The sequence below is a fragment of the Roseovarius sp. CAU 1744 genome (genome assembly GCF_039839345.1).
GTDB lineage: Bacteria > Pseudomonadota > Alphaproteobacteria > Rhodobacterales > Rhodobacteraceae > Roseovarius.
In genome coordinates this window covers 97223-118894 of record NZ_JBDOQV010000006.1, presented here as the reverse complement: position 1 = coordinate 118894, position 21672 = coordinate 97223, and the positions used below count along the sequence as shown (strand labels likewise).

The 21672-nt window shown below is 61.7% G+C and carries 23 protein-coding genes; 14 read left to right on the top strand and 9 right to left on the bottom strand.

Going from position 1 to position 21672, the window contains the following annotated elements; translation table 11 throughout:
• The first annotated feature begins 42 nt into the window (after window positions 1-42).
• From AAFO92_RS13420 to AAFO92_RS13395, 6 genes are all read left to right on the top strand, one after another.
• On the top strand, window positions 43-1032 hold the full coding sequence (locus AAFO92_RS13420) for a TRAP transporter substrate-binding protein (RefSeq protein ID WP_347535935.1): 990 nt from the start codon (window positions 43-45) through the stop codon (window positions 1030-1032).
• A gap of 72 nt (window positions 1033-1104) precedes the next feature.
• The gene (locus AAFO92_RS13415; protein ID WP_347535933.1) at window positions 1105-1629 is read left to right on the top strand and encodes a TRAP transporter small permease; all 525 of its coding nucleotides are present in this window, start codon (window positions 1105-1107) and stop codon (window positions 1627-1629) included.
• A 20-nt stretch (window positions 1630-1649) separates the two neighbouring features.
• Window positions 1650-2951 (top strand): TRAP transporter large permease subunit, encoded by a 1302-nt coding sequence (locus tag AAFO92_RS13410; RefSeq protein ID WP_347536379.1) that lies wholly within the window; start codon window positions 1650-1652, stop codon window positions 2949-2951.
• Window positions 2952-2983: 32 nt separating this feature from the next.
• Window positions 2984-3757 carry a 5-oxoprolinase subunit PxpA gene (locus AAFO92_RS13405; protein WP_347535931.1) on the top strand — a complete coding sequence of 258 codons (774 nt, stop codon included), beginning with the start codon at window positions 2984-2986 and terminating at the stop codon, window positions 3755-3757.
• Window positions 3758-3800: 43 nt separating this feature from the next.
• Entirely contained in the window at window positions 3801-4535 is a 735-nt protein-coding gene (locus tag AAFO92_RS13400) for an allophanate hydrolase subunit 1 (protein ID WP_347535929.1), read from the top strand.
• The gene (locus tag AAFO92_RS13395; protein ID WP_347535927.1) at window positions 4532-5563 is read left to right on the top strand and encodes a biotin-dependent carboxyltransferase family protein; all 1032 of its coding nucleotides are present in this window, start codon (window positions 4532-4534) and stop codon (window positions 5561-5563) included. Before AAFO92_RS13400 ends, AAFO92_RS13395 begins: the two co-directional genes overlap by 4 nt.
• Window positions 5564-5593: 30 nt before the next feature.
• Here AAFO92_RS13395 and AAFO92_RS13390 read toward each other — a convergent pair whose 3' ends face one another.
• Window positions 5594-6742: an SRPBCC family protein gene (locus tag AAFO92_RS13390; protein WP_347535925.1), complete on the bottom strand. Its 1149-nt coding sequence runs from the start codon at window positions 6740-6742 to the stop codon at window positions 5594-5596.
• A gap of 96 nt (window positions 6743-6838) precedes the next feature.
• Between AAFO92_RS13390 and AAFO92_RS13385 the strand changes: the two genes are divergently transcribed.
• The gene (locus AAFO92_RS13385; protein ID WP_347535923.1) at window positions 6839-7456 is read left to right on the top strand and encodes a TetR/AcrR family transcriptional regulator; all 618 of its coding nucleotides are present in this window, start codon (window positions 6839-6841) and stop codon (window positions 7454-7456) included.
• 58 nt (window positions 7457-7514) lie between these two features.
• Here AAFO92_RS13385 and AAFO92_RS13380 read toward each other — a convergent pair whose 3' ends face one another.
• Window positions 7515-9206, bottom strand: coding sequence for a sigma 54-interacting transcriptional regulator (locus tag AAFO92_RS13380; protein WP_347535921.1), 1692 nt, complete (start codon window positions 9204-9206; stop codon window positions 7515-7517).
• A 209-nt stretch (window positions 9207-9415) separates the two neighbouring features.
• Between AAFO92_RS13380 and AAFO92_RS13375 the strand changes: the two genes are divergently transcribed.
• The 4 genes from AAFO92_RS13375 (at window position 9416) to AAFO92_RS13360 (ending at window position 14616) form a co-directional block, all read left to right on the top strand.
• The gene (locus AAFO92_RS13375) at window positions 9416-11074 is read left to right on the top strand and encodes an FAD-binding protein (protein ID WP_347535919.1); all 1659 of its coding nucleotides are present in this window, start codon (window positions 9416-9418) and stop codon (window positions 11072-11074) included.
• Between the two features lie 290 nt (window positions 11075-11364).
• Entirely contained in the window at window positions 11365-11823 is a 459-nt protein-coding gene (locus AAFO92_RS13370) for a (2Fe-2S)-binding protein (protein ID WP_347535917.1), read from the top strand.
• Between the two features lie 3 nt (window positions 11824-11826).
• Entirely contained in the window at window positions 11827-13974 is a 2148-nt protein-coding gene (locus AAFO92_RS13365) for a xanthine dehydrogenase family protein molybdopterin-binding subunit (protein WP_347535915.1), read from the top strand.
• Window positions 13975-13989: 15 nt separating this feature from the next.
• Window positions 13990-14616 carry an Isoquinoline 1-oxidoreductase subunit gene (locus tag AAFO92_RS13360; protein ID WP_347535914.1) on the top strand — a complete coding sequence of 209 codons (627 nt, stop codon included), beginning with the start codon at window positions 13990-13992 and terminating at the stop codon, window positions 14614-14616.
• A gap of 97 nt (window positions 14617-14713) precedes the next feature.
• Here the strand turns inward: AAFO92_RS13360 and AAFO92_RS13355 are convergent, their stop codons facing one another.
• The 6 genes from AAFO92_RS13355 to AAFO92_RS13330 form a co-directional block, all read right to left on the bottom strand.
• Entirely contained in the window at window positions 14714-15274 is a 561-nt protein-coding gene (locus tag AAFO92_RS13355; protein WP_347535912.1) for a TetR family transcriptional regulator, read from the bottom strand.
• 1 nt (window position 15275) lies between these two features.
• A complete protein-coding gene (locus tag AAFO92_RS13350; RefSeq protein ID WP_347535910.1) occupies window positions 15276-15617 on the bottom strand; it encodes a multidrug efflux SMR transporter in 342 nt (113 codons plus the stop codon).
• A 204-nt stretch (window positions 15618-15821) separates the two neighbouring features.
• Entirely contained in the window at window positions 15822-16112 is a 291-nt protein-coding gene (locus AAFO92_RS13345) for a GNAT family N-acetyltransferase (protein ID WP_347535908.1), read from the bottom strand.
• Window positions 16109-16765: a DsbA family oxidoreductase gene (locus AAFO92_RS13340; RefSeq protein WP_347535906.1), complete on the bottom strand. Its 657-nt coding sequence runs from the start codon at window positions 16763-16765 to the stop codon at window positions 16109-16111. The genes AAFO92_RS13345 and AAFO92_RS13340 overlap by 4 nt, the downstream gene beginning before the upstream one ends.
• Window positions 16766-16769: 4 nt before the next feature.
• Window positions 16770-17483 (bottom strand): glutathione binding-like protein, encoded by a 714-nt coding sequence (locus AAFO92_RS13335; RefSeq protein ID WP_347535904.1) that lies wholly within the window; start codon window positions 17481-17483, stop codon window positions 16770-16772.
• Between the two features lie 85 nt (window positions 17484-17568).
• Entirely contained in the window at window positions 17569-18180 is a 612-nt protein-coding gene (locus AAFO92_RS13330; protein ID WP_347535902.1) for an NAD(P)H-dependent oxidoreductase, read from the bottom strand.
• 118 nt (window positions 18181-18298) lie between these two features.
• On the opposite strand from AAFO92_RS13330, the gene AAFO92_RS13325 reads away from it, so the two are divergent.
• Both AAFO92_RS13325 and AAFO92_RS13320 read left to right on the top strand, forming a co-directional pair.
• Window positions 18299-18673, top strand: coding sequence for a helix-turn-helix domain-containing protein (locus AAFO92_RS13325; RefSeq protein ID WP_347535900.1), 375 nt, complete (start codon window positions 18299-18301; stop codon window positions 18671-18673).
• Entirely contained in the window at window positions 18663-19544 is an 882-nt protein-coding gene (locus tag AAFO92_RS13320) for a halocarboxylic acid dehydrogenase DehI family protein (RefSeq protein ID WP_347535898.1), read from the top strand. Before AAFO92_RS13325 ends, AAFO92_RS13320 begins: the two co-directional genes overlap by 11 nt.
• Before the next feature lie 45 nt (window positions 19545-19589).
• Here AAFO92_RS13320 and AAFO92_RS13315 read toward each other — a convergent pair whose 3' ends face one another.
• Window positions 19590-20186: a helix-turn-helix domain-containing protein gene (locus AAFO92_RS13315; RefSeq protein ID WP_347535895.1), complete on the bottom strand. Its 597-nt coding sequence runs from the start codon at window positions 20184-20186 to the stop codon at window positions 19590-19592.
• Between the two features lie 168 nt (window positions 20187-20354).
• Here AAFO92_RS13315 and AAFO92_RS13310 point away from each other — a divergent pair, with 168 nt between their 5' ends.
• Window positions 20355-20918, top strand: coding sequence for a carboxymuconolactone decarboxylase family protein (locus AAFO92_RS13310; RefSeq protein ID WP_347535893.1), 564 nt, complete (start codon window positions 20355-20357; stop codon window positions 20916-20918).
• The last annotated feature ends 754 nt before the right edge of the window (window positions 20919-21672 follow it).

Here is a 21672-nt window from a genome sequence, read left to right as displayed (position 1 = left end):
GACAGACACCGGTGCCTGCCAACCTAACACGGAGGAAAAGACATGATGAACTGCTGCAAATCGGCCCTCGGGGCCCTCGCGATTGCTGTCGGCACGGTGTTGCCTGCGCTGGCCGAAGATTGGGACATGCCGCTGCCCTGGCCGGATGGCAATTTTCACACCAAGAATGCCATGACCTTTGCCGAGGAAGTCGCAAAGGTAACTGAGGGGCGCGTGAATATCACGGTCCACCCGGGTGGTTCGTTGGGCTTCAAGGGGCCGGAAATGCTGGGCGTGATCCGCGACGGCCTGGCGCCGATCGGCGATGTCTACCTAAGCCAGCAAGTCGGCGAAGAGCCGATCCTTGGCATCGAATCTATTCCCTACCTGGTGTCGGGATATGACGAGCTGCGCGATCTGCATGAGCATTTCCGTCCCGTCGTCGAGGAGGTTGCCGCGCGCCACAATCAGAAGGTGCTTTATATCGTGCCGTGGCCGGCGCCAGGCATCTTTACCAAGAACGAGGCGAGCACGCTTGACGACCTGTCCGGCATCAAGATCCGCACCTACAGCAAATCAACGACCGAACTCTTTGATGCGATTGGCATGACCGCGGTTCAGCTGCCCTGGGGTGAGGTCGTACCATCGCTGGCTGCGGGAACCATCGACGGCGTGACAACCTCGGCCAGCTCCGGCGTGGATGGTAAGTTCTGGGAATTCCTGAACTATTTCTACCCGACCGGACATGTCTGGTCGTCTGACGCGATCACCGTCAACCTTGATGCCTGGAACGGGCTGAGCGAGGAAGACCGCGCCGCCATCGAAGAGGCGGCTGCACGTCTCGAACCTGAATTCTGGGAAGTCAGCCGGGCCGAGGACGCCGCGAAGATGAAGGTGCTTGCCGATAACGGAATGAATATCGTCGAGGTAAGTCAGGAAATGCTGGCCGAGATGAAGGCCGCCACCGAGGCGCAGCGCGCCGCATTCCTGGAACAGATTCCGGCCGCCAAGGCGACGCTGGATGCGTTCGACGCGGCGAAGTCAGGCAACTGATCCTGTCCGTGCTTTCCGAAACCGACCGACCCCGCGCTAACTGCGCGGGGACCATCGAGGGAGGTTACGACCATGCTCCGATTGCTTGACATGCTTGACCGGTTAAGCCGCGTGATGGCCATCCTGTCCGTGATCCTCATCTTCGGCATAGCGGTGCTGATCATCGCCGAAATCGTGTCGCGGACCTTCCTTGACCATTCGCTGAGCTTTGCCTGGGAATTCAGCGCCTACTTTTTCGCCGTCGCCATCTTTTGCGGCGCGCCCTACACCCTGCGCACCGGAGGTCACGTCCGGGTGGCGCTGTTCCGTGGTCTGCTGGGGCCAAAGGGGCAATGGGGCATGGAGATCCTGGCAACCCTTATCGGCGTTGGGCTGACGCTGTTTGCCGCCAATGCCATGGTCGCTTTCGCCTGGCGGTCCTACGCCAATGGCAGCGTTTCACCCACGGTGGACGCCACGCCGCTGGCCATCCCCCAAGGTGCCATTGCCTTCGGTCTCGTGCTGCTGGCGCTGCAAATGATCGCACGGCTGCTGCGCCTGTTCCTGGGCGAGCCGCCCGATGACGAAACCGCCATCGAAAGCTTTGGCTCGGAATAGCGCTAGGGGAGGCCGCCGTGATCGTACTCATTTCTCTTACCATCGTCCTGTTGCTGGTCCTGTCACTGGGGACCGGTGTGTGGGTCGGCCTTGCGCTCTATCTTGTCGGCGTGGTCAGCCTGTCGATCTTCAAGGGGTTGCCCGTTGACAAGCTGTTTTCACAAATCACCTGGAATGCTTCGACCACGCCCGAGTTGATCGCCCTGCCATTGTTCATCCTGATGGCCGAAATCCTGTTTCGCTCGAAACTGTCATCACTGCTGTTTTCCGGCCTCACGCCCTGGACAACGCGGCTGCCCGGCCGGCTTCTGCATGTGAATGTCATGGGCTGCACCCTGTTTGCCGCCGTTTCCGGCTCCTCCGCGGCGACCACCGCCACCGTGGGCCGGATCACCATGACCGAACTCTTCAAGCGCGGCTATGACAAGGACCTGGCAATGGGGTCGCTGGCCGGGGCGGGGACGCTCGGGTTTCTGATCCCGCCCTCGATCATCATGATCATCTACGGCGTTCTGGCCGAGGCCTCGATCCTGAAACTCTTTATCGCGGGTATCGTACCCGGCCTGCTGCTGGCGGGCTGCTACATGGGTTATCTCGGGCTGCGGGCCAGCATTGATCCCGGCAAGGTACCGGCCGAAGAACTGGCGGCGACCTGGCGCCAGAGGATCATCGCGCTCAAGGATCTGGGCCCGGTCCTGTTCCTGATCGTCGCCGTCATCGGCTCGATGTATGGCGGCATCGCCAGCCCGTCCGAGGCCGCCGCGGTCGGCGTGCTGGGGGCGCTTATCGTCAGCGGCCTGCAAGGCTCGTTGACGCGCGAGAACATCGTTCAGATCGCCTATGGCTCGATCCGCACGATCTCGATGATCGGATTGATCGTCGCGGCCGCATCGTTTCTTTCTTCTGCAATGGGTTTCTTGGGGGTGCCGCGCGTCGTTGCTGCCGAGATCTCAGCGCTTGAGCTGTCTCCCTTCATGCTCATCATGCTGCTGCTGGTTTTCTATGTCGGTCTTGGCTGTGTGCTTGAGGGGATGTCGACCATCGTCATGACCCTGCCGATCACCTTGCCGCTGATCATTGCCGCGGGCTTCGACAAGATCTGGTTTGGCGTCTTTCTGGTGCTGGTGGTGGAAATGGCGCAGATCACGCCACCCGTCGGGTTCAACCTGTTCGTGATCCAGGGAATGACCGGCGAGAAAATCGGCCGCATCGCCCGGGCGACATTTCCGTTCTTCCTGATAATGGTTGCTCTGGTTTTCCTCATCACGCTCTTTCCCGGCATCGTCACCTACCTGCCGTCCCTGGTCGAGTTTCGGGGCTAGGTGACACGGGGCCGTATCTGAAAGGAATTGACATGGCGGTTATCGATCTCAACTCGGACCTGGGCGAAAGCTTTGGCGCCTACACGATCGGCAATGACGCGGACATGCTGCGGATCATCACCTCGGCCAACGTGGCCTGCGGGTTTCATGGCGGCGACCCTCTGGTGATGCACCGCACGCTTGAACTGGCCCGCGACGGCGGTGTTGGCATCGGCGCCCATCCCGGTTTCAACGATCTCTGGGGGTTCGGCCGGCGGCAAATCAGGGTGGGCGATCCCTCGGAAATCGAAAAGATGCTGATCTATCAGGTTGGCGCCATCCAGGGCATGGCGGCGGCGACCGGCACCGAGGTGACCCATTACAAGATCCACGGCGCCCTGGGAAACATGGCCTGTGTCGATCAAGACCTCGCCATGGCCGCCGCGCGGGCGGTCAAGGCGGTTGCCCCCGATCTGCTGTTTGTCGTGCTGCCGAAAAGCGAACTGGAAAAGGCCGGCGAGCGGCTTGGCCTGCGCATGGCGCGCGAGATTTTCGCCGATCGTGCCTATGACGACAACGCCATGCTGGTGCCGCGCGGGGTTGAGGGCGCGATGATCGACGATCCGGCGGTGGCGGGTCCGCGCATCCTGAAGTTCATCGAGCAGAGCGCAATCGAAAGCCTGTCGGGCAAGCGCATCGAGATGCCGATCGATACGATCTGTGTTCATGGGGACAGCCCGGCGGCGGTGGATATCGCGCGCAGCCTGCGCGACCAGCTGGAAGGCGCCGGAATCGGGATTGTTCCCATGCACAAGACGTTGCGCTGAAAGGGCAGGGCCGACTGACCCCAGCATCCCAGGCAATGAGCAAATGACGCAAGTGAACATAAGCTACCTGCCCGCTGGCGACACGGGGTTGACGGTGCAATTCGAGGGCGACAGCCCCCGCGCCACGAATGCCCGCGCGCTTCAGCTGCATCGGCTGCTGGCCGAAAAACCCCTTCGCGGCGTGATCGAAACTGTGCCCACCTTTCGCTCCCTGACCGTGCATTACGATCCGGGCCGGACCTCGCAGGCAGAACTTGTGGATGGCATCGGGCGGCTGTCCGGCGATCTGGACGGCGGCGGCCTTCGCGAACCGGACCGCTGGCGCCTGCCCGTATGTTTCGACCAGGACGGTTTTGCGCCCGACCTCCAGGAGGTCGCGCGTCAGACAGGTCTTTCGACGGCGGAAATCCTGGACGCGCTCACCGGGACGGTACAGAGCGTCTATATGCTCGGCTTTGTCCCGGGCCAACCTTACCTGGGGGATCTGCCCGAGGCGCTGTCGATCCCCCGGCGGCAGAACCCGGTCGGCAAGGTCCGCGCCGGGTCTGTTCTGACGGCCACCGCCAGAACGGTGGTCTATCCGGTGGAAAATCCCACGGGCTGGTATGTCGTCGGCTGCACGCCGCTGCCGCTCTTTCGGCCGGATGACGAATTTCCAACCCTTCTGCAACCGGGTGACGAGGTCGTGTTCGAGCCGATCTCGAAGAACGAATTCCAGCGGCTCTATGACCAGCGAGAGCGCTATCGGCTCACCCCCGAGACGGGGCGCTCACCATGACCGCGGCGCTGACGGTGATACGTGCCGGGATCCATACCTCGCTGCAGGATCTGGGGCGCTACGGGGCGCAGGCGCTTGGCGTGCCGGTATCCGGTGCGATGGACGGGTTTTCGCTGAGGTTGGCGAACGCGCTGGTGGGCAACACGCCCGGCACAGGCGCGCTCGAGCTTCGCGGCTTCGGCCCGTCCTTTCGCGTCGAGGCGGAAAGCGTCCGGGTGGCCCTGACCGGGACGGATGATGCGCTGGACGTCAGCGGCGCAGATCTGAGCACTGTCCCGGCAGGCCGCAGCGTTACCCTGCCGCGGGGCGCGACCTTCGGGATCGGCGCGCTGCGCGATACCGCCACGGCCTATCTTGCGGTGGCTGGCGGATTCGAGGCACGGCATCATTTCGGAAGCTGCGCGACCTACGCGCCGGCGGCACTTGGCGGGTTCGAGGGCCGGGCGCTGCGCGACGGGGATATGCTGCCCCTGGCGCGGGATGCCGCGCCGGCGGGCGCCGATCTTGAACTGGCCCAAGGCGCAATGGATGGCGATGACGGGCCGGTGCGTGTGGTGCTGGGGCCGCAGGCCGACTACTTTTCCGCAACCGGGATCGAGACATTCCTTTCAGCCACCTACACGGTCAGCCCGCAGAATGACCGGATGGGGATGCGGCTGGAGGGGGCGACGATCGAACACCGGTCAGGTTTCAACATCCCGTCCGACGGTGTCGTCACCGGTTCGATCCAGGTGCCGGGCCACGGCTTGCCGATCATTCTGCTGGCAGACCGGCAAACCACCGGCGGTTATCCGAAAATCGCCACCATCGCGTCGGCGGACCTGTCACGCCTGGCCCGTGCCAGGGCTGGCACAACGCTGAATTTCGAAGCCGTGAGCGTTGCCGAGGCCGAAGATCTGCACAGAAAGAAGGAAGCCAGGCTGGCTGCCCTGATCGAAGGCTTGCGACCTGTGGGGGATGGCGCCGATTTCATGCGGCGCCTTTATGCCGAGAATCTCATCAGCGGCGTGATGCGGGCAGAGTACTGACCCGGCGGCCGTGGCCGGATCTTGTACCGGTTAGTTGGCGATTATCTCCTCGACCGCAATGTTGAACCGGTTCAGCGCGCCTTCGAAACGGCCGAAGAGGTGGCTGGGATTGCCGCGCGAGGCAAAGCCCGCCTGTATCTCCTCACCCAGTTCGAAATCCTCCATCAGCGCGGTCACGGTGATTTTCTGGTTCTTTTCCCAATGCGCCTGCATCTCTTCGGTTTGGGGCGCGGAGCGTGGCACCAGCGTCGCCATGCGGACATGGGTCGCTGCCTCGGACAGGGGCTCGAAGTGGAACCACATGACGTGATCCTGCTGAACCAGCATCTGCGTCGTCGGTGTCAGCGCATAGAGAATGTTTGCATCCCGTCGAATCTGCCAGTTCTCCTCGGGCGTGTCGCGAAGATCCGGCATGGCGTTTCGCGGCAGGATCGCGCGCAGATGCGGCCCGAACATCGTGTAGGTGGACAGGTTGTCAGGGAAGTAGGGGCCAATGGTATTCTTGTGCGCGACACGGAAGTGATAGGCCTCAAGACCGCCTTCGACCAGCACTTTCCAGTTCGCGGCGACATGGACCTCTTCGATGGCCGCGATACGGTGATCTGCCAGGCCGATCCAGTCGAAATCACCGGCGAGACCACCCAGCCACGCGTCAATATCGGGTATCTCGGCGGCATCCGGATTGGCGATGATCCAGACAAAGCCATGCGCCTCGGTACAGGGCAGGCGGCGTAATCCACGCTCGGCGCGGGGCAGGTCGGGGAACCCCTGCGCCTCTTGCGGAACGGCCCGCAGTTCGCCGTGATTGGTCCAGCTCCAGGCGTGGTAGGGGCAGGTAAAGACGCGTTTGCAGCCCGCTTTCTCGCGCTCCAGTCTGGCGCCCCGGTGACGGCAGACATTCAGGAATGCACTGACCTTGCCCTCATCGTCCCGTGTCAGCAGCAGCGGCAACCCCAGGTAATCCCGCGTCACGAAGGATCGCGGACCCTCCAGTTCGGAACTCTGGGCCGCGATGACGGGCTTGCGCCGGAACAGCATTGCGCGTTCGCGTTCAAACCTTTCCGGGCTTGAATAGCGCGAGATCGGCGAATGCGCGATCGTGTCATCGAGAAACGCGGATTTCTGCTGTGCCAATCCGATGATTTCCTTGATGAGCGTGATTTCGGTTTGCCGGTCCATGCTGTCCTCCCGATATGCTTACCGATTGGTAAGTAACTTACCGATTGGTAAGTCGTCAAGACTATGCTACGCAACGTCAAAAAAGCGAGTGCCCGAATGACAAGCAAAGACGAACCGCGCGCGGCCTATATCGCCATCGCCGCGAAAAAATTCTCGGCAGCGGGGTATCACGGCACAAGCCTGGCGGCAGTTGCGCAAGAGGCGGGGGTTACCAAGCAGGCCTTGCTGCACTTCTTCGGTACCAAGGAAAGGCTTTATGCCGAGGTGCTGACGGACCTGGCAATGCGCCAATGCGCCGAGATTGACGCTGCCGAGAGGCCCGCCCCGGCCGACCATCTTCTGGCTTATTTCACACGCTTCCGGACTTCCGTCCTGTCACAGCCGGATGATGCGCGGCTGGTGGTCCGGGCGCTTCTGGACAGCCACGAAGACGCGCGGACCTGGCCGATGAAACCCTATCTCGACAAGCTTGTGGAACTGGCGCGGCGCACGCCCCGCGGGCAGGCCGCGCCTGTCGACGAGGTGCGCGCATGGGTGTTTCAGATGATCGGGGCAATCCAGTATCTGGCCATATCCTCGTCGGCCATACTGGGGATGTACGGCAAGGGCGCGACGGATGCCGTTGTGGCGAGATTCGAGGATATCGTCGCGGCGGCGGTCGGTGGTTTCACCAGCAGCAGGGTCAGCCTGGCAAAGCAGGACCAGCACAGCTGACCGGCCGACGGCCGAGAAGGGCATTCATTGAATCGAGACCGGCTTTTCCCGGTTGGTGTCACGCCGCGTTTGCCTGTCGCCGCAACCACGCCAGTTTGCGCTTGATCGTGGATACGCTGATTCCGGTTGCTACCGATGCTTTCTGGATGCTGCCCGCTTTCGCCACCGCCTCTTTCAGCAAGGCGGCCTCATAGCTCTGGACCTGTTGGCGGATGTTCTCTGCCGATGCTCCCTTGGGCATTTGACCTGGCCCTGCGTTCAGGGTGACAGAGCTGTTGAGGGCGGAGTCGACATGGCTGGCGTTGAGGCGCGTGCTGGTCTCGGTCACCACCAACCTTTCGACGATCGCGCGCAATTCCCGGACATTGCCATGCCACGGCCATCGGGACAGGCGGTTTATGGCTGCCCGCTCAAAGGTTTTCTGCGCGCCGTATCGGGTGTTGAACGCATCCAGGAAATGCTTTGCCAGGCTGGCAATATCGGCGACCCGGCCATTCAGCGGCGGGATATCGATCTGGGCAATGCCGAGCCGAAAGAACAGATCCTCGCGGAATTTCCCTTGGGTTACCAAGACCCCGAGGTCGGTGCGGCTTGTCGAGATCAAACGCAGATCCGGCCCCTTGTGCCGGCGCCGCGTCTCCTCGTTGCGGATCCAGCTGGACAGCTTTTCCTGGATCAGCGGTGGCATCAGGTCGATACGTTCCAGCACCAGGGTGCCGCCGGAAGCGCGCGCCAGCAAGCCATCGTCGCGCCGACCCGGCGGGCTATCGGCCCGGCCGAACAGTTCCGCGTCGAGCGCGCTCTCGGGCAGGTTCCCGAACCCGACGCGCAGCACCCTTTTCTTGCTGCGCTTGCTGTAGCGAAATACCAGGTCTGCCAGTTTGCGCTTTCCGGCACCGGTGGGCCCGGTGATCAACGTCGCGGCATCGGTTCCGGCGATGCGCATGGCCAGGCGCACGACCTCCTGCATCGTGTCGCTTGACCAAATCAGCTCGCCGTCCTGCGCGGCCCTTTCGCGGATTTGCCGTAGCTCGCGTTCATAATTCTGTATCTCGCGCTCTGCAGCGTTCAGTTTGTCCTGCATCTCGATCAGTTCGGTGGTGTCGCGCGAGTTGATGATGACACGCCGGACGGACCCGTCCTGCGCGAATAACGGAATGCCCGTGGCAAGCACCTTGCGGCCGGATTTCGTGGTCTGAAGGGCCGTCTGGCGCTTCTTGGTCGAGATGATTTTCCAGGTAATCAGCGGTTCCACATAGCCTTCGCGCTCAAGCTTGCTGGCATTGCGACCCAGGAAGTTTCGTGCGCTCAGCCCGTAGCAGCGTTCGAAACCGGCATTCAGCCACAGGGTGCGGCCCGCCCCATCCGCGACATAAATGCCGTCAAAGCAATTCTCGAAGATCTCGACGAAATCATCATAGTGGTTCTGCAGCGCTTCCAGGCCGGTGTCGGTACCTGAAACGAACCAACTGGGCAGGAAATAGTATTCGGTAAAGATCTCCCGGCGCTGGCTGGTGACGCAGAAGATCGTGGCGTTAACATTCAGCCAGACAGGTGATTTGCCGGCGCCGTCGAGCTTGTGCAGATCGTCCAGCTCCGGGTAGGCCTCGATCAGCTTCGGCAGGGTACTGAGCGCGCCGTCGAAGAGGCTGCGCAACATCCGGCTTGCGTATGAAATCCGGTCGTCCTCTACGCGAAGGACGCCAAAGGGGAGGGTCTCAAGAACATCTTCGCCGGTCAGTGATTCCATTTGCTCCAGCACCTTCTTCCGGGGATGGACATCGTATCAAATCTGACCCTATAGATATCAAATCTGATACCATTTCGCGACGCAAGTTTTCTGCGGTCTTGTTAACCAGCTGAAACAAAACGAATTAAAATTCGGGCAAAAAACCCGGCTTCTGATCTTTCCGCAGCGCCATCGCCTTAACGTGTTGGGAAAGAGCTGAGGAGTCGAACGTGACCAACATCATCGAAACCGACATTCTTGTCATTGGAGAGGGCAGCGCCGGCCAGGTCGCCGCCCTTGCGGCAAACGAGGCGGGGGCCGACGTTGTCCTGCTCTTTAACGGGCAGGCTTCCTCGACGGCGATCTCGACCGGTTTTCTCACCTATGCGGCCCATGACGGCTTTCCCCAGGATGACGTGTTCGACGCGATGTCGGAAGTCACCGGCAAGGGGTTATGCGATACCGCGTTGCTTCGCCGGCTGGTCGATGACGCCCCCGCGGAGATGGGCGCGATCATCGCCAAATACGACATCCCGGTCGATCGCGCGCCGCGGGGTTTTCGGGTGCGGCGGTCAACGGGAATGCGCGGTAAGGACATCCTCGAGGACACCTACGGCGCGGATGGCGCCGAAGACATGACCGGGCTGATGATGGAGTTCTCCTCGACCCACGGCACGGCGCTGTTTTCGCAGTTGCGCAAGGCGGTCAAGGCCAGCACCGTGCGGCGGATCAGGGGGTCTGCGCTTTCGCTGCATCGCGATGGCCCGAGCGTCTGGGCCGATATCGACGGCGAGCCGGTCTGGATTGCGGCGCGCGCGGTGATACTGGCCACCGGGGGGATGCAGGGCGTCTACGAATTCACCGACACGCCGCAGAACCTGCTGGGCGATGGGCAGTCGATGGCGCTGGAGGCCGGGGCCGAGCTGGTCGATATGGAATTCATCCAGTTCTACCCGCTTGCCGTGAACGAAGAAGGCGCGCCGGCGATCTTCCTCTATCCTGACTATCCATCGACGGCGAAGCTGGTGAACTCGGATGATGAAGACCTGATCCTCAAACATATGGGGCCGGGTCAATCCGCGCTTGCTGCGTTGCACAACTGGGATTTCCTCAGCTTCATCATCCAGTCGGAAATCATCAGCGGGCGCGAGGTCTTTATTGATTTCCGCGACACCACTGATCAGGAATGGGCGCCGGATTCTCTGACCGCGACATTCCTGTCGAAACACGTGCCCGATTACCGTTCGCGGCCGGTGCGGATTTCCCCGTCGTCACATTACACGATCGGTGGCGTGCGGGTCGATGCGGACGGTCAGACCACCATTCCCGGCGTATATGCCGTGGGTGAGGTCGCCGGCGGTGTTCATGGCGCCAACCGTCACGGCGGCACGGCGCTGGTCGAGGCGATGACCTTTGGCGCCATCGCCGGTCGTCACGCCGCCGCAAACCTGCAGCCGCGTTCGAACATGGCGCGTGACACCGGCAATCCGCCAGCCATCCGTCGCAACGGAAACGGCGGATCGGTTGCCGATCTGCTGGCGCGGGTGCGTCAGTTGACCCAAAGCGGTCTTGGCCCTGCGCGAAACGCGGCGCTTCTGGATGACACGTTGGAAAAGCTGCGCGCGCTGCAGGCAGAGATCGCGGCGCTCGGCTGGGCCGATCTGGGCGGTTTCGCCGAAGCGCGGCGTCTGGCGCGGGTGGCCCGCCTGTCCGAGGCGATGTGCCTGGCGATGAGCCGGCGCCGGGAATCGCGCGGTACGCATATGCGCAGCGACTTCCCCGAAGAGATGGGCGACTGGCGGCGCAAGCAGGCCGTTCGCCTGAACGGTGATGCGCTCGAACTTCACGACTTAACGCTCAGGGACGCATCCGTGGAACTGGCAAGCTGAGGGAGAAATTTTCGTGCAATCGAAACTTTCAGAACAGGCGGCAAGCCGGGCGCTGGCGGCAAACGTGGCACTCAACGCTCGAATTGGCGGTGTTTCACGCAATTTTATGCACGTTTGCCGGTGAAATGTGAAAGTGAAGTAAAATTTGTAGGTTACTAAAAGTAAACCGGTTGAGTTTCGTAACCTTATCGTTCAAATCTCAGCGTGATCTGGTCGCCGTAGCGATGAACGGCATTTCCACGGCGTCGCGACGTGCATTCAGCCGGCCAACCCGAAAAGAGGAAAGATTGATGACAGAATTGACAGTAAACGGCAAAGAGGTCGCGCTTGACGTGCCCGGCGATACGCCGCTTCTCTGGGCGCTGCGAGACGAATTGCGCCTGACAGGCACCAAGTTCGGCTGCGGCATTGCGCAATGTGGTGCCTGCACGGTGATGGTCGATGGTATGCCTGTGCGGTCCTGCGTGACACCTGTTGAGGCGCTGGAGGGATCGGATGTTCAGACCATCGAGGCGTTGGAGGGCCCCGAGGCGGACGCCGTGCGCAAGGCGTGGGTCGACCTGGACGTGCCGCAATGCGGCTACTGCCAGTCCGGCCAGATCATTGCCGCCGCCACGCTGCTGACCGAGATCCCCAATCCGACCGATGAGGATATCGACTATGCGATGGCCGGCAACGCCTGCCGCTGCGCCACCTATGTGCGTATTCGCAAAGCGATCCACGAAGCTGCCAAGATGTTGGAGGGCTGACCCATGACCGCATTCTCTCCCTCCCGCCGTGGTTTTCTTGCCGGTGGTGCCGCGCTGATCATCGGAGCGCACCTGCCCATGGGCAACAGGATGGCCACAACAGCTGCAACCGGTCCCGTTGACCTCAATGCCTTTGTCCGTATCGGCGAAGACAACACCGTGACCGTGATCGTCAAACACATCGAATTCGGTCAGGGCCCGTTCACCGGGTTCGCCACACTGGTCGCCGAGGAACTGGATGCCGACTGGTCGCAGATGCGCGCCGAGCACGCGCCCGCCGACACGGCAACCTATCAGAACTTCGCCTTCGGCATTCAGGGCACCGGCGCGTCGACCTCGGTTCGCAACGCCTTTACCCAGATGCGCCAGGCCGGTGCCGCCGCCCGCGCGATGCTGGTTGATGCGGCCGCCCGTGAATGGGGCGTTTCAGCGGAGGAGCTCACCGTTGCCAACGGTGTGATCAGCCACGCCAATAGCGGCAAGACCGCGCAATTCGGCGAACTGGTCGCCGCGGCCAGCGAAAGCACGCCGCCCACCGAGCCCACGTTGAAAGACCCGGCCGATTTCGTCCTGATCGGCAAGGAAGAGGTGCGCCGCCTCGACAGCGCGATCAAGACCACCGGCGAGGCCCAGTTCACGCTGGACGTCTACCGCGAGGGCATGCTGACCGTCGTCGTGGCCCACTCGCCCTGGATCGGCGGCAAGGTCGCGTCGGTCGACGCCACGGCGGCCCTGGCGGTCGATGGTGTGGAAAAGGTCGCGCAGATCCCGACCGGCGTCGCGGTCTATGCAAAAAACACCTATTCCGCCCTCAAGGGGCGCGATGCGCTTGAGATCGACTGGGATCTGAGCGAGGCCGAAACCCGGTCGGCTGAAGCGCAGTTGGAAGAGGTCGCCGCTGCCGCGCGCGACGGTGAAGGCGTCGTGGCCGAGACCTATGGCGATCTGAGTGGCGCGTTCGAAAACCCGACCCAGGTGATCGAAGCCGAATACCGCCTGCCATTCCTGGCGCACGCACCGCTCGAAGCGTTGGACGGCGTGATCGAGCACCGCGGAGACGGGGCTGAGATCTGGATGGGCAGCCAGATGCAAAGCGTCGACCAGATGGTCACATCCGACATCCTCGGCATCCCGCTGGAAAACGTGGCGATCAATACCTTGCTGGCCGGCGGCAGCTTTGGCCGACGTGCGCAATACGACGGGCAATTCGCGCAGGAGCTGGCACAAGTGGCCAAGGCGGGTGGCAAAGGTACCTACAAGCTGGTCTGGACCCGCAGCGATGATATCCAGAGTGGGTATTACCGTCCGCAGGTCGTGCATCGCCACCGTGCTGCGCTGGACGAAACTGGCCGTATCATCGGCTGGGAAAACACGTTCGCGACTGAAAGCATCATGGGCGGATCGGCCTTTGAGGCCATCATCCAGAACGGTGTCGACCCGTTCTCGGTCGAGGGAGCGATTCACAAACCCTACGATTTCGGCGCCTTCGAGGCCCGCTGGGTGCATACCGACAGCAAGGTGCCGCATCTGTGGTGGCGATCGGTCGGTCATTCGCACACGGCCTTCGCCAACGAGGTGTTCCTGGACGAGGTGCTGCAGGGCCAGGGCAAGGACCCGGTCGAAGGGCGCCTGGAGTTGTTGGGCGACAAGTCCCCGCGGGATCGCCGGGTGCTGGAACGCGTGGCCGAGATGGCGAACTGGCAGGGGGTGAACGGGACGGATGGCAAGGCTTACGGCGTTGCGCTGCATCCCAGCTACGAGTCTCATTTTGCCTATATCGCCGAGGTGTCCGAGCTGAGTGGCGAACCCCGCGTGCACAAGGTCTGGGTTGCTGCCGATGTCGGCATCGCGGTCAACCCGGACGTGGTCAAGGCCCAGATCGAAGGTGGGCTTGGGTTCGGCCTGAGTGCGGCGCTGTTCAACGAGATCACCTTTGCCGAGGATGGCCGCATCGCGCAGGAGAACTTTGACAGTTACCGCCTGCTGCGGATCAACGAAATGCCCGAGGTCGAGATCGAGCTTGCGGTGAACACCCACAATCCCGGCGGCATCGGCGAAGCCGGCACCCCGCCCATCGCCCCCGCCGTCAGCAACGCCTGGCGTGTCCTGACGGGCACGCCGGTGCGTCGGCTGCCGCTGGTGCGCGTCTAGAAGGAGATCGAGAATATGAAGTTCTACAAACACACGGGCATCCTGACAGGCGCGATCACCCTGGCCGTTGTGCTGACCAACACCTTGTCCGCCAATGCAGAAGAGGTGAACGGGCTGAAAACAGCCGAAAGCTTCGCAAGCATCGAGCCGGAATCCGCCCGCTCGGCGGCGTTGTTCGACGAGATGGCCAAAGTCATAACCCATCCGCGCTGCATGAACTGTCATCCGGTGACCGGCGGGCCGCTGCAGGGCGACACGCAAAGGCCGCATTCACCGCCGGTCAAGCGGACCGAGGATAATTTTGGTGTCGTGGCGATGCGATGCACCACCTGCCACAGTGCCGAAAACGTCGAATTCCTCGGCGAGAGCGGTTCGGTGCCGGGCAACGGGCATTGGCAGCTTGCGCCGCAAAGCATGGGCTGGATCGGGTTGAGCACGATCGAAATCTGCGCCCAGCTGAAAGACCCCGAACGCAATGGTGGCCGTAGCCTGCAGGAAGTGGCCCATCACATGGGGGATGACAGTCTTGTCGGCTGGGCGTGGAATCCGGGACCAGGGCGCGAGGCCGCGCCGGGCACCTGGGAGGTGTTTGCCGAACTGGCCGAACACTGGGTCGAATCCGGCGCTGCCTGTCCGGGCTGAATGGCGCCAATGTGACATTGGAAAGAGGCGGCACCTGCACAAACGGGCGCCGCTTTTTCTTGTTCAAGGGGTGGGACCGGCCAAAGGCTGGGATCGGTCAGCCGCCTTCGTGCGTGCCGCTTGCCATTGATTGAAGCCGCGCCAGTAACTTTTCCCGCTGCGGCACGGGCACCGCTCCTAGATCCGATAACCAGATACCGTCGGCGGCCAGCCGCACCAGCGTCAGATCCACGCTGTCATCTGTGGCGCGATGGCGCGAGACCAGTGCCTCGGTCCAGTCGGCCCATCGTTGACGCAGCGGCGCATCGGCCAGCATCAGGATCGACAACGCCGCTGTCGGGCCGCCATCCGCGCCAAGATCAAGGACGGACGAAAGATAGGCCCGTGTCATCCGCCCCGGGGCAACCGGATCGTCCCGCATGCGTTCCTCGAGATCCTCGGAGAACCGGTCAAGCAGGTCTAAGAACACCGCGTCGATCAACGCCTGTTTCGACGGGAAGTGATGCAACAAACCGCCCTTTGTGACCCCGCTCGCCGCGGCCACCGCCTGCACGGTGACCGCGCCCAGACCCTGATCGACGGCGATCTGCATGGCGTTGTCAAGCAGGGCGCGGCGGATCTCGGCCGGGCGTTTGCGGCGGTGGTGGGCCGTGCCCATTTCAGTGGGCCGCGACCTGCGAAAAGCCGTTCAGTACGATCACGCCGCCGACGATCATCGTGATCCCCAGGATCGCCGCCCAATCGAGCGTGAAGCGAAAGATGACAACGCTGATGATAGCGGTCAGCACAATCCCCAGCCCGCCCCACAAGGCATAGGCCACCCCCAGCGGAATGACCTTGAGCGCCTGCGACAGGAAGAACAGGGAAATGACAAAACATACCGCCATGCCGAGCGTCGGCCAAAGCTTCGAAAACTGTTCGCTCTTTTGCAAGAGCGTTGATCCCGTGACTTCGCTGAGGATGGCAAGGCCGAGAAATCCGTAGGCGACAAGCTGGGGCATGAGGGGCACTCCGCTGAAAGATACCATCTGGTATGTTTCTAAGTCTTCGCACGTGCCGCCGCAAGACCCTCGGGAGAAATTTTTTGCGTCAGAGGCAGTTTCGGCGCGCATGCCTTGCGCCGGGCATTTGCGAACCTCGCCGGCAGCCCAATGCGCGTGTTGAAACCGGGTGGCCCACGGTCGCCTTACCCGGGCGGACACGGTTCATTGCAATACATCCTGCCACTCGGCATGACGCGCGATCTGAGCCTTGGCAAAGGGGCAAAGTGGCACGATCTTGCGGCCTTCCTTGCGGGCATCCTCGACCGCGCGGGCCACCAGTGCGTGGCCTGCGTGACGTCCGCGAAGGGCGTCCGGAACGCCTGTATGGTCGATGATGATGGCCGCGCCGCCAAGCCGGGAATAGGTCAGCTCGGCCTCGTGCCCGTCGATCTGCAGCCAGTAGCGGCCCTTGCTGTCGTTTTCTTCGCGGTGAATCTCGGGGGCGTCCGTCATGCCGCCTGCGCCGATTTGAGATGTTCAAGGATACGGGCGTAGTTATCCTCGCCCTGCGCGCCGGTCACCAGATGCTGCCGGTCGAAGATCATTGCCGGAACTCCGGTGATCCCGCGCGAGGTCCAGAACCTTTCTTTCTCGCGCACGGTATCGACGCGCTGACCGCTTTCCAGCATCGCAAGCGCCGACTTGCGGTCAAGCCCGATACCCTCGGCCACATCCGCCAGCGCCTGCAGGTCCGCGACGTTTTCACGACGCGTGAAAAACGCGGCGAAGAGCGCGAGTTTCATCTCGTGCCCCTTGCCCTGTTCCTCGGCCCAGTCGATCAGCTGATGGGCGCTGAAGGTGTTGTACATCCGCATGTCATCGGCGTAGTTGAAGGCAAAACCAAGCGCGTCGCCCAGAGCGGTCAGGCGCTCACGTGCCTGGCGAGAGCCCTCGGGCGTGGTGCCGTACTTGGCAGCCAGGTGTTCACGCAGGTTTTCGCCCTCGGGCGCCATCTGCGGGTTCAGCTCGAACGGGTGCCAGTGAACTTCGATCTCGATACCGGTTTCGGTGGCCGCCTTTGCCAGCTGGTAATAGCCGATCGCGCACCACGGGCAGACCACGTCCGAGACGATGTCAACGCGGATCGGGTTTTCTTTCTCGCTCACTTTTTCATCCTTTCACGTCTGACGCGAACCGCGCCGCGTTTTCCCTGAGGAACTCGGTTTCGTCCGCGTGCCCCCAGAAGGCCGGCTGCGCCTTTGGAATCGTCAGCGCCTTCTGCACCGCCGGGCGCGCGTCGATGCGGTCGAACCATGCCTGAAGGTTAGGCAGCCCGTCGACGGAAACCTTAGCCCAGATAAAGGCGCGTGCCCACGGGTATGTCGCCATGTCGGCGATGGTGTACTGCGCGGCGGCGATCCAGTCCCGCCCCTCGAGGCGTTTATCAAGCACCTCCAGCAAGCGGCGGCTTTCAGTCACGTAACGATTGATCGAAAACGGCTCCTCATGGCCGTTGGGGGCGGCGATACGCTGGAAATACATCGCCTGGCCCATTATCGGCCCCACATGGCCGACCTGAAAAAACAGCCATTGCAGAACTTCGGACCGTGCGACCGGGTCGGTGGGCAGGAACTTTCCGTATTTCTCGGCCAGGTGCCACAGGATGGCGCCGGATTCGAAGATTGCCCGATCTTCCGACCGGTCCACGATGGTGGGGATCTTGCCGTTTGGATTAAGCTTCAGGTAGGCCGGCGCGTGCTGTTCCTTTTTCGCGAAATCGACAAAGGTCAGGTCATAGGGCACGCCGGCCTCTTCCAGAAAAATGACCGACTTGTAGCCGTTCATCGTGGCCGCGGTATAGAGGTGGATATCAGGCTGTGGCATTCCAGGTGTTCCTTGTTGACTGCGCGTCGATATGGCCGGTCGGGCTGTGCCAGGCTTTCTGGCAGGCACAGCCCGACCGGGGCGTTCAGGCCGCAGCCGCTGTGGCGGTTGGCGTGAAAACATCCTTCAGATGCGCTTCGAACCGGGCGAGGTCACTTTCTATCTCGGGGTTCTTCATCACATCGAAGGCCGCAAAGGTCGGCAGCGCCGTCATGGCGAAAAAACGCGCATTCAGGTGGACGGGCAACAGCAGGTCGTCGACGCTGGCGCCCTGAAAGAACGGTTCATCGGGGTTGTTGAACGCTTCCTTCGGCGCGTTGAACGTCACCGACAGCATGTAGGTCGTGTCATTCAGCGTGCCGCCCATGCCGTAATTGGCCTTCGGCGCGTCGGTCGAACGGCCGTCACCGGCGCACAGGCGCCCATCCATGCCCGCGGTATAGACCTCGTCCATGTATTTCTTGAACGACCAGGGCACGCCCATCCAGTTGATCGGGAACTGCATGATCACCGTGTCGGCCCAGATATGGTTGGCGACTTCCTGCTCGACGTCGTACCCTTCGGTCACTTTGGTGACACGTACCTCGTTTCCCGCGTCTTCCAGCAGCTTCTGTGCATGTGCTGCAAATGCCGCGTTCAAACTTCCTTCGGAGAAGGGGTATGGCTGATGGCCGTTAAGGATCAGTATTTTGCTCATGGTCGCTTCCTTGCTTTGCCGCAGTACGGCTTGACATGCCGCTGCTTCGGTCCCTAGATGATGATGGTGAAAACAAAAAGCAACCAGTTAACTTTTGGTAACCTAATTGGAGGCACCTGTGCGCGCGCATGTGAAAGAAGATAACAAGGGACGCCGGAACGCCGTTGAGGCCTGTGACGAACCCTGCGCGATCGAGCGCGGGATGCGGATCATCGGCGGCAAATGGACGGGGTCCATCCTGTGGCACCTGAAAGACGAACCCGTTCGTTTCAATGACTTGTCACGGATGATCGCCGGGGCCAGCAAGAAGATGATCACCGAACGCCTGCGCCAGTTGGAATGCCAGGGTCTGGTCAGGCGCGAAGTGCTCGAAACCTCTCCGGTATCCGTCCAGTATTCGATCACCCCTTTCGGGTGTTCGGCGCTGCATTTCCTCGACGAATTGCGCAAGTGGAGCGAAAGCCTGCCGCAGGATTTCACTGATGCCGAATAAGGTGCTGCCTCGCTTCAAGCCGGACCCGATTCCCGCAATCAACCCTGTGCCCGAGGTCATGGCCGAGGGCGCGCTTTTGCGGGTTTACGAAGAGACCAAGGTGGGGCTTGGCGTGCCATGGATGGGGGTTGTGGCGATGTCCTTCGCCCAATACCCCAAATTTTACCAACGCCTGTGGTCCGCATTGGAGCCGATCGCCCTGTCGTCGGCATTCGGCGACGCCTGCGCCGTCCTGCGCCAGACCGCCGAAGCGCAGGCGAATGAACTTGGCCCGACCACGATCGTACCAAGGCTCGGGGCCCTGGGGTACACATCGCAGAATCTGGCGGAAATCAACGACTGTGTCGAAATCTTCGACGGCGGCAACATGCCCTATCTGCTGATGGCCGCGCTCGCGCGCTTGCTGCTCGAAGGGCATCACTGGACGGGTGAGGGGCAGGTTGGCTCGGTTTCCGCGCCGGTTCAACCACCGTCGAGACCGGTCTTGATGGAGGAACATCACGCGGACCCGACGCTTGGCGCTGTCTATGGCGACATAAAGAAGGTGCTGGGCCTTCCCTTCGTCAACACCGACTACCGGGCGCTGGCGCGCTGGCCCAGCTATTTCGCGCTGGCCTGGCAAGAGCTGCGCCCTGCGATTGCTGATCCGCGCTACGAAGGCGCGGTCACTGCCGTACACCAGCGCTGCGTGGATCTGGCCCGGGATCTGCCCAATGCAACGGGACTGACGCCGGAGGCCCTGCGCGAGGCGGCTGAACAGGACGCTGTTAGTGGCGAGGTTCTGTCGGTTGTGCAGCTCTTTCAATGGCTGTTGCCCGGCCTCGCCGTGAACGTGAGCTTTCTGAAAGCTCAGGTGTCGGATCACACCTGAGCGGCCGCCGGGGTAAAAAAGACGACAGCGCCGCAACGGATCCGATCAGGCGACACGCAGCTTTTCCACGTCGTGGGCCATTTCCTCTGCCAGTTTCGCCAGTGTCGCATCCGTGCCGCCGCGCTGTGCCTCGAAACGCAGCGCCGTCAGGTTCATCTGGTATCTGCGGGCCAGATAGGAAATATCGGCATCCGAATCCAGTTCCCCCAGATCCTGTGCTTGCTGGAAAATCGCGGCGAATTCGTCGGACATCAGGTCCAGGTATTCCCTGGCTATTTCCCCGATCTTTGCGTCTTCGGCGGTGGCATCGATCATCGACTTCACGACCATGCAGACATTGTAGTCATTCGGGTTTTCGCGGGCCATACCAAAGCCGCGCAGAAATTCGGCCAGCCCGGCCAGCGGTGATCCCGCTTCTGCAATCTTGGTCTGAAGGCTTTCGCAGGTGCTATGGTAATAGCGCTCGAGCGAGGCCAGATACAGTGCCTCCTTGCTCTGGAAGGCCGCATAGATGCTTCCCGGCTTCATCTTGAGCGCCGCTTCGAGATCCTTCAGCGAGGTGGCGTGATAGCCTTTTCGCCAAAAAAGCTGCATCGCGGCGTTCAGGGCCACATCCCTGTCATATGGGCGTGCTCGTGTCATGAGCTTCAGAATAGGATCAATTTACCGATTTGTCGCGTGAGGTTCTCGGTAAAGATGTTCACATTTGAGTGATTGCTCAAATCAAGTATTGAGCGATCACTCAAATTGCTTACTTCTCCGGATGTCAGGCGCAGAAGCTGCGCCGTGACCACACAAAGGAGATCTGAGATGACCGAATTCACACTCTACGACCAAGACACCGCCCCCGACGCCGCCAAGCCGCTGCTGGACAATTCCGTTGCTGCCTTTGGAATGGTTCCCAACCTGCACGCTGTGATGGCCGAATCTCCGCAACTGCTGGAAACCTATCAGGTGGCGCATGAGCTTTTTCAGAAGACGAGCTTCGACAAGGACGAACTGACAGTTGTCTGGCAAGCCATCAACGTCGAGAATTCCTGCCACTATTGTGTTCCCGCCCATTCGGCCATCGCAAAGAGCTCGGGCGTGGATGACGCGGTCAACGATGCGCTGCGCAACCAGACACCGCTGCCCAACGCGCGGCTTGAGGCGCTACGGGATTTCACACTGAAGGTCGTGCGCGACCGTGGCAATCTGGATGACGCATCGGTGCAGGCCTTTCTTGACGCGGGCTACACCCGGAAGAACATTCTTGAGGTGATCCTTGGCTATGCGCAGAAAGTGATGTCGAACTATACCAACCACCTCGCCGACACGCCGGTTGACAAGCCGTTTCAGAAATTTGCCTGGCAACCTGCCGAAAAGGCTGCCTGAAGAGGAGGCGGCCAGGCACATGACCTGGCCGCATTCCTTCCCCGGGTGATCTGAGGAGTGCCACGCAGTGGCGGATTTTCAGGACTTCAAATCAAAACCCGCGTCACACTGACAAAATCACTTGAAATGACGAGGTGCAGATCGCGGTGACGCCCATGCGTTGCCGTCGCAATCGCGACAGTTATCTCGGAGGCCGAGACATGGCACGGAATCTTGCGCCCCCGTTCGAAAGAACATCGGCAATCTGCTGGGCCATGGCGCGGGCAAGGTCAAGGTCGTCTGATATGTCGACTGCACTTGTCCGCATACACGGCGCATTCGTGACATCTTAGGGCGATCACCGGAACGTTTCGGCGCGCAGAAAACCTCGATTGCGGTTCGTTTCATCGTGCCGCTCGATGATCATCCTGGTTCTGCGCGTGCGGCCCGTGCGGCGGTGGCCGAGCATCGGCAAGTTTTTCGGAATGCTCTCTACAGCGGAATGCCGGTCCTGCGGAACCAGATAGGGGGCGGTGTCGCCACGATCTTGCCGCGCCGGAGGGTGGGACCGAGATGCGTTGGATCATCCTGGGCGTCGACATCGGCAAACCGCTCGGTACCGTCGACACGGCCGTGCTGACAGCCAGGATCGGCGTCGCCCGACATTCCCCGAAAATCAGCTTGGCCCCGATGACCTGTGCGGACAGGATCCTGCGCGTGGCGCAGGTCGGTTTCCCCAACTCAGATCGCCGCCCGCAAGGCTTGTCATTCAAGA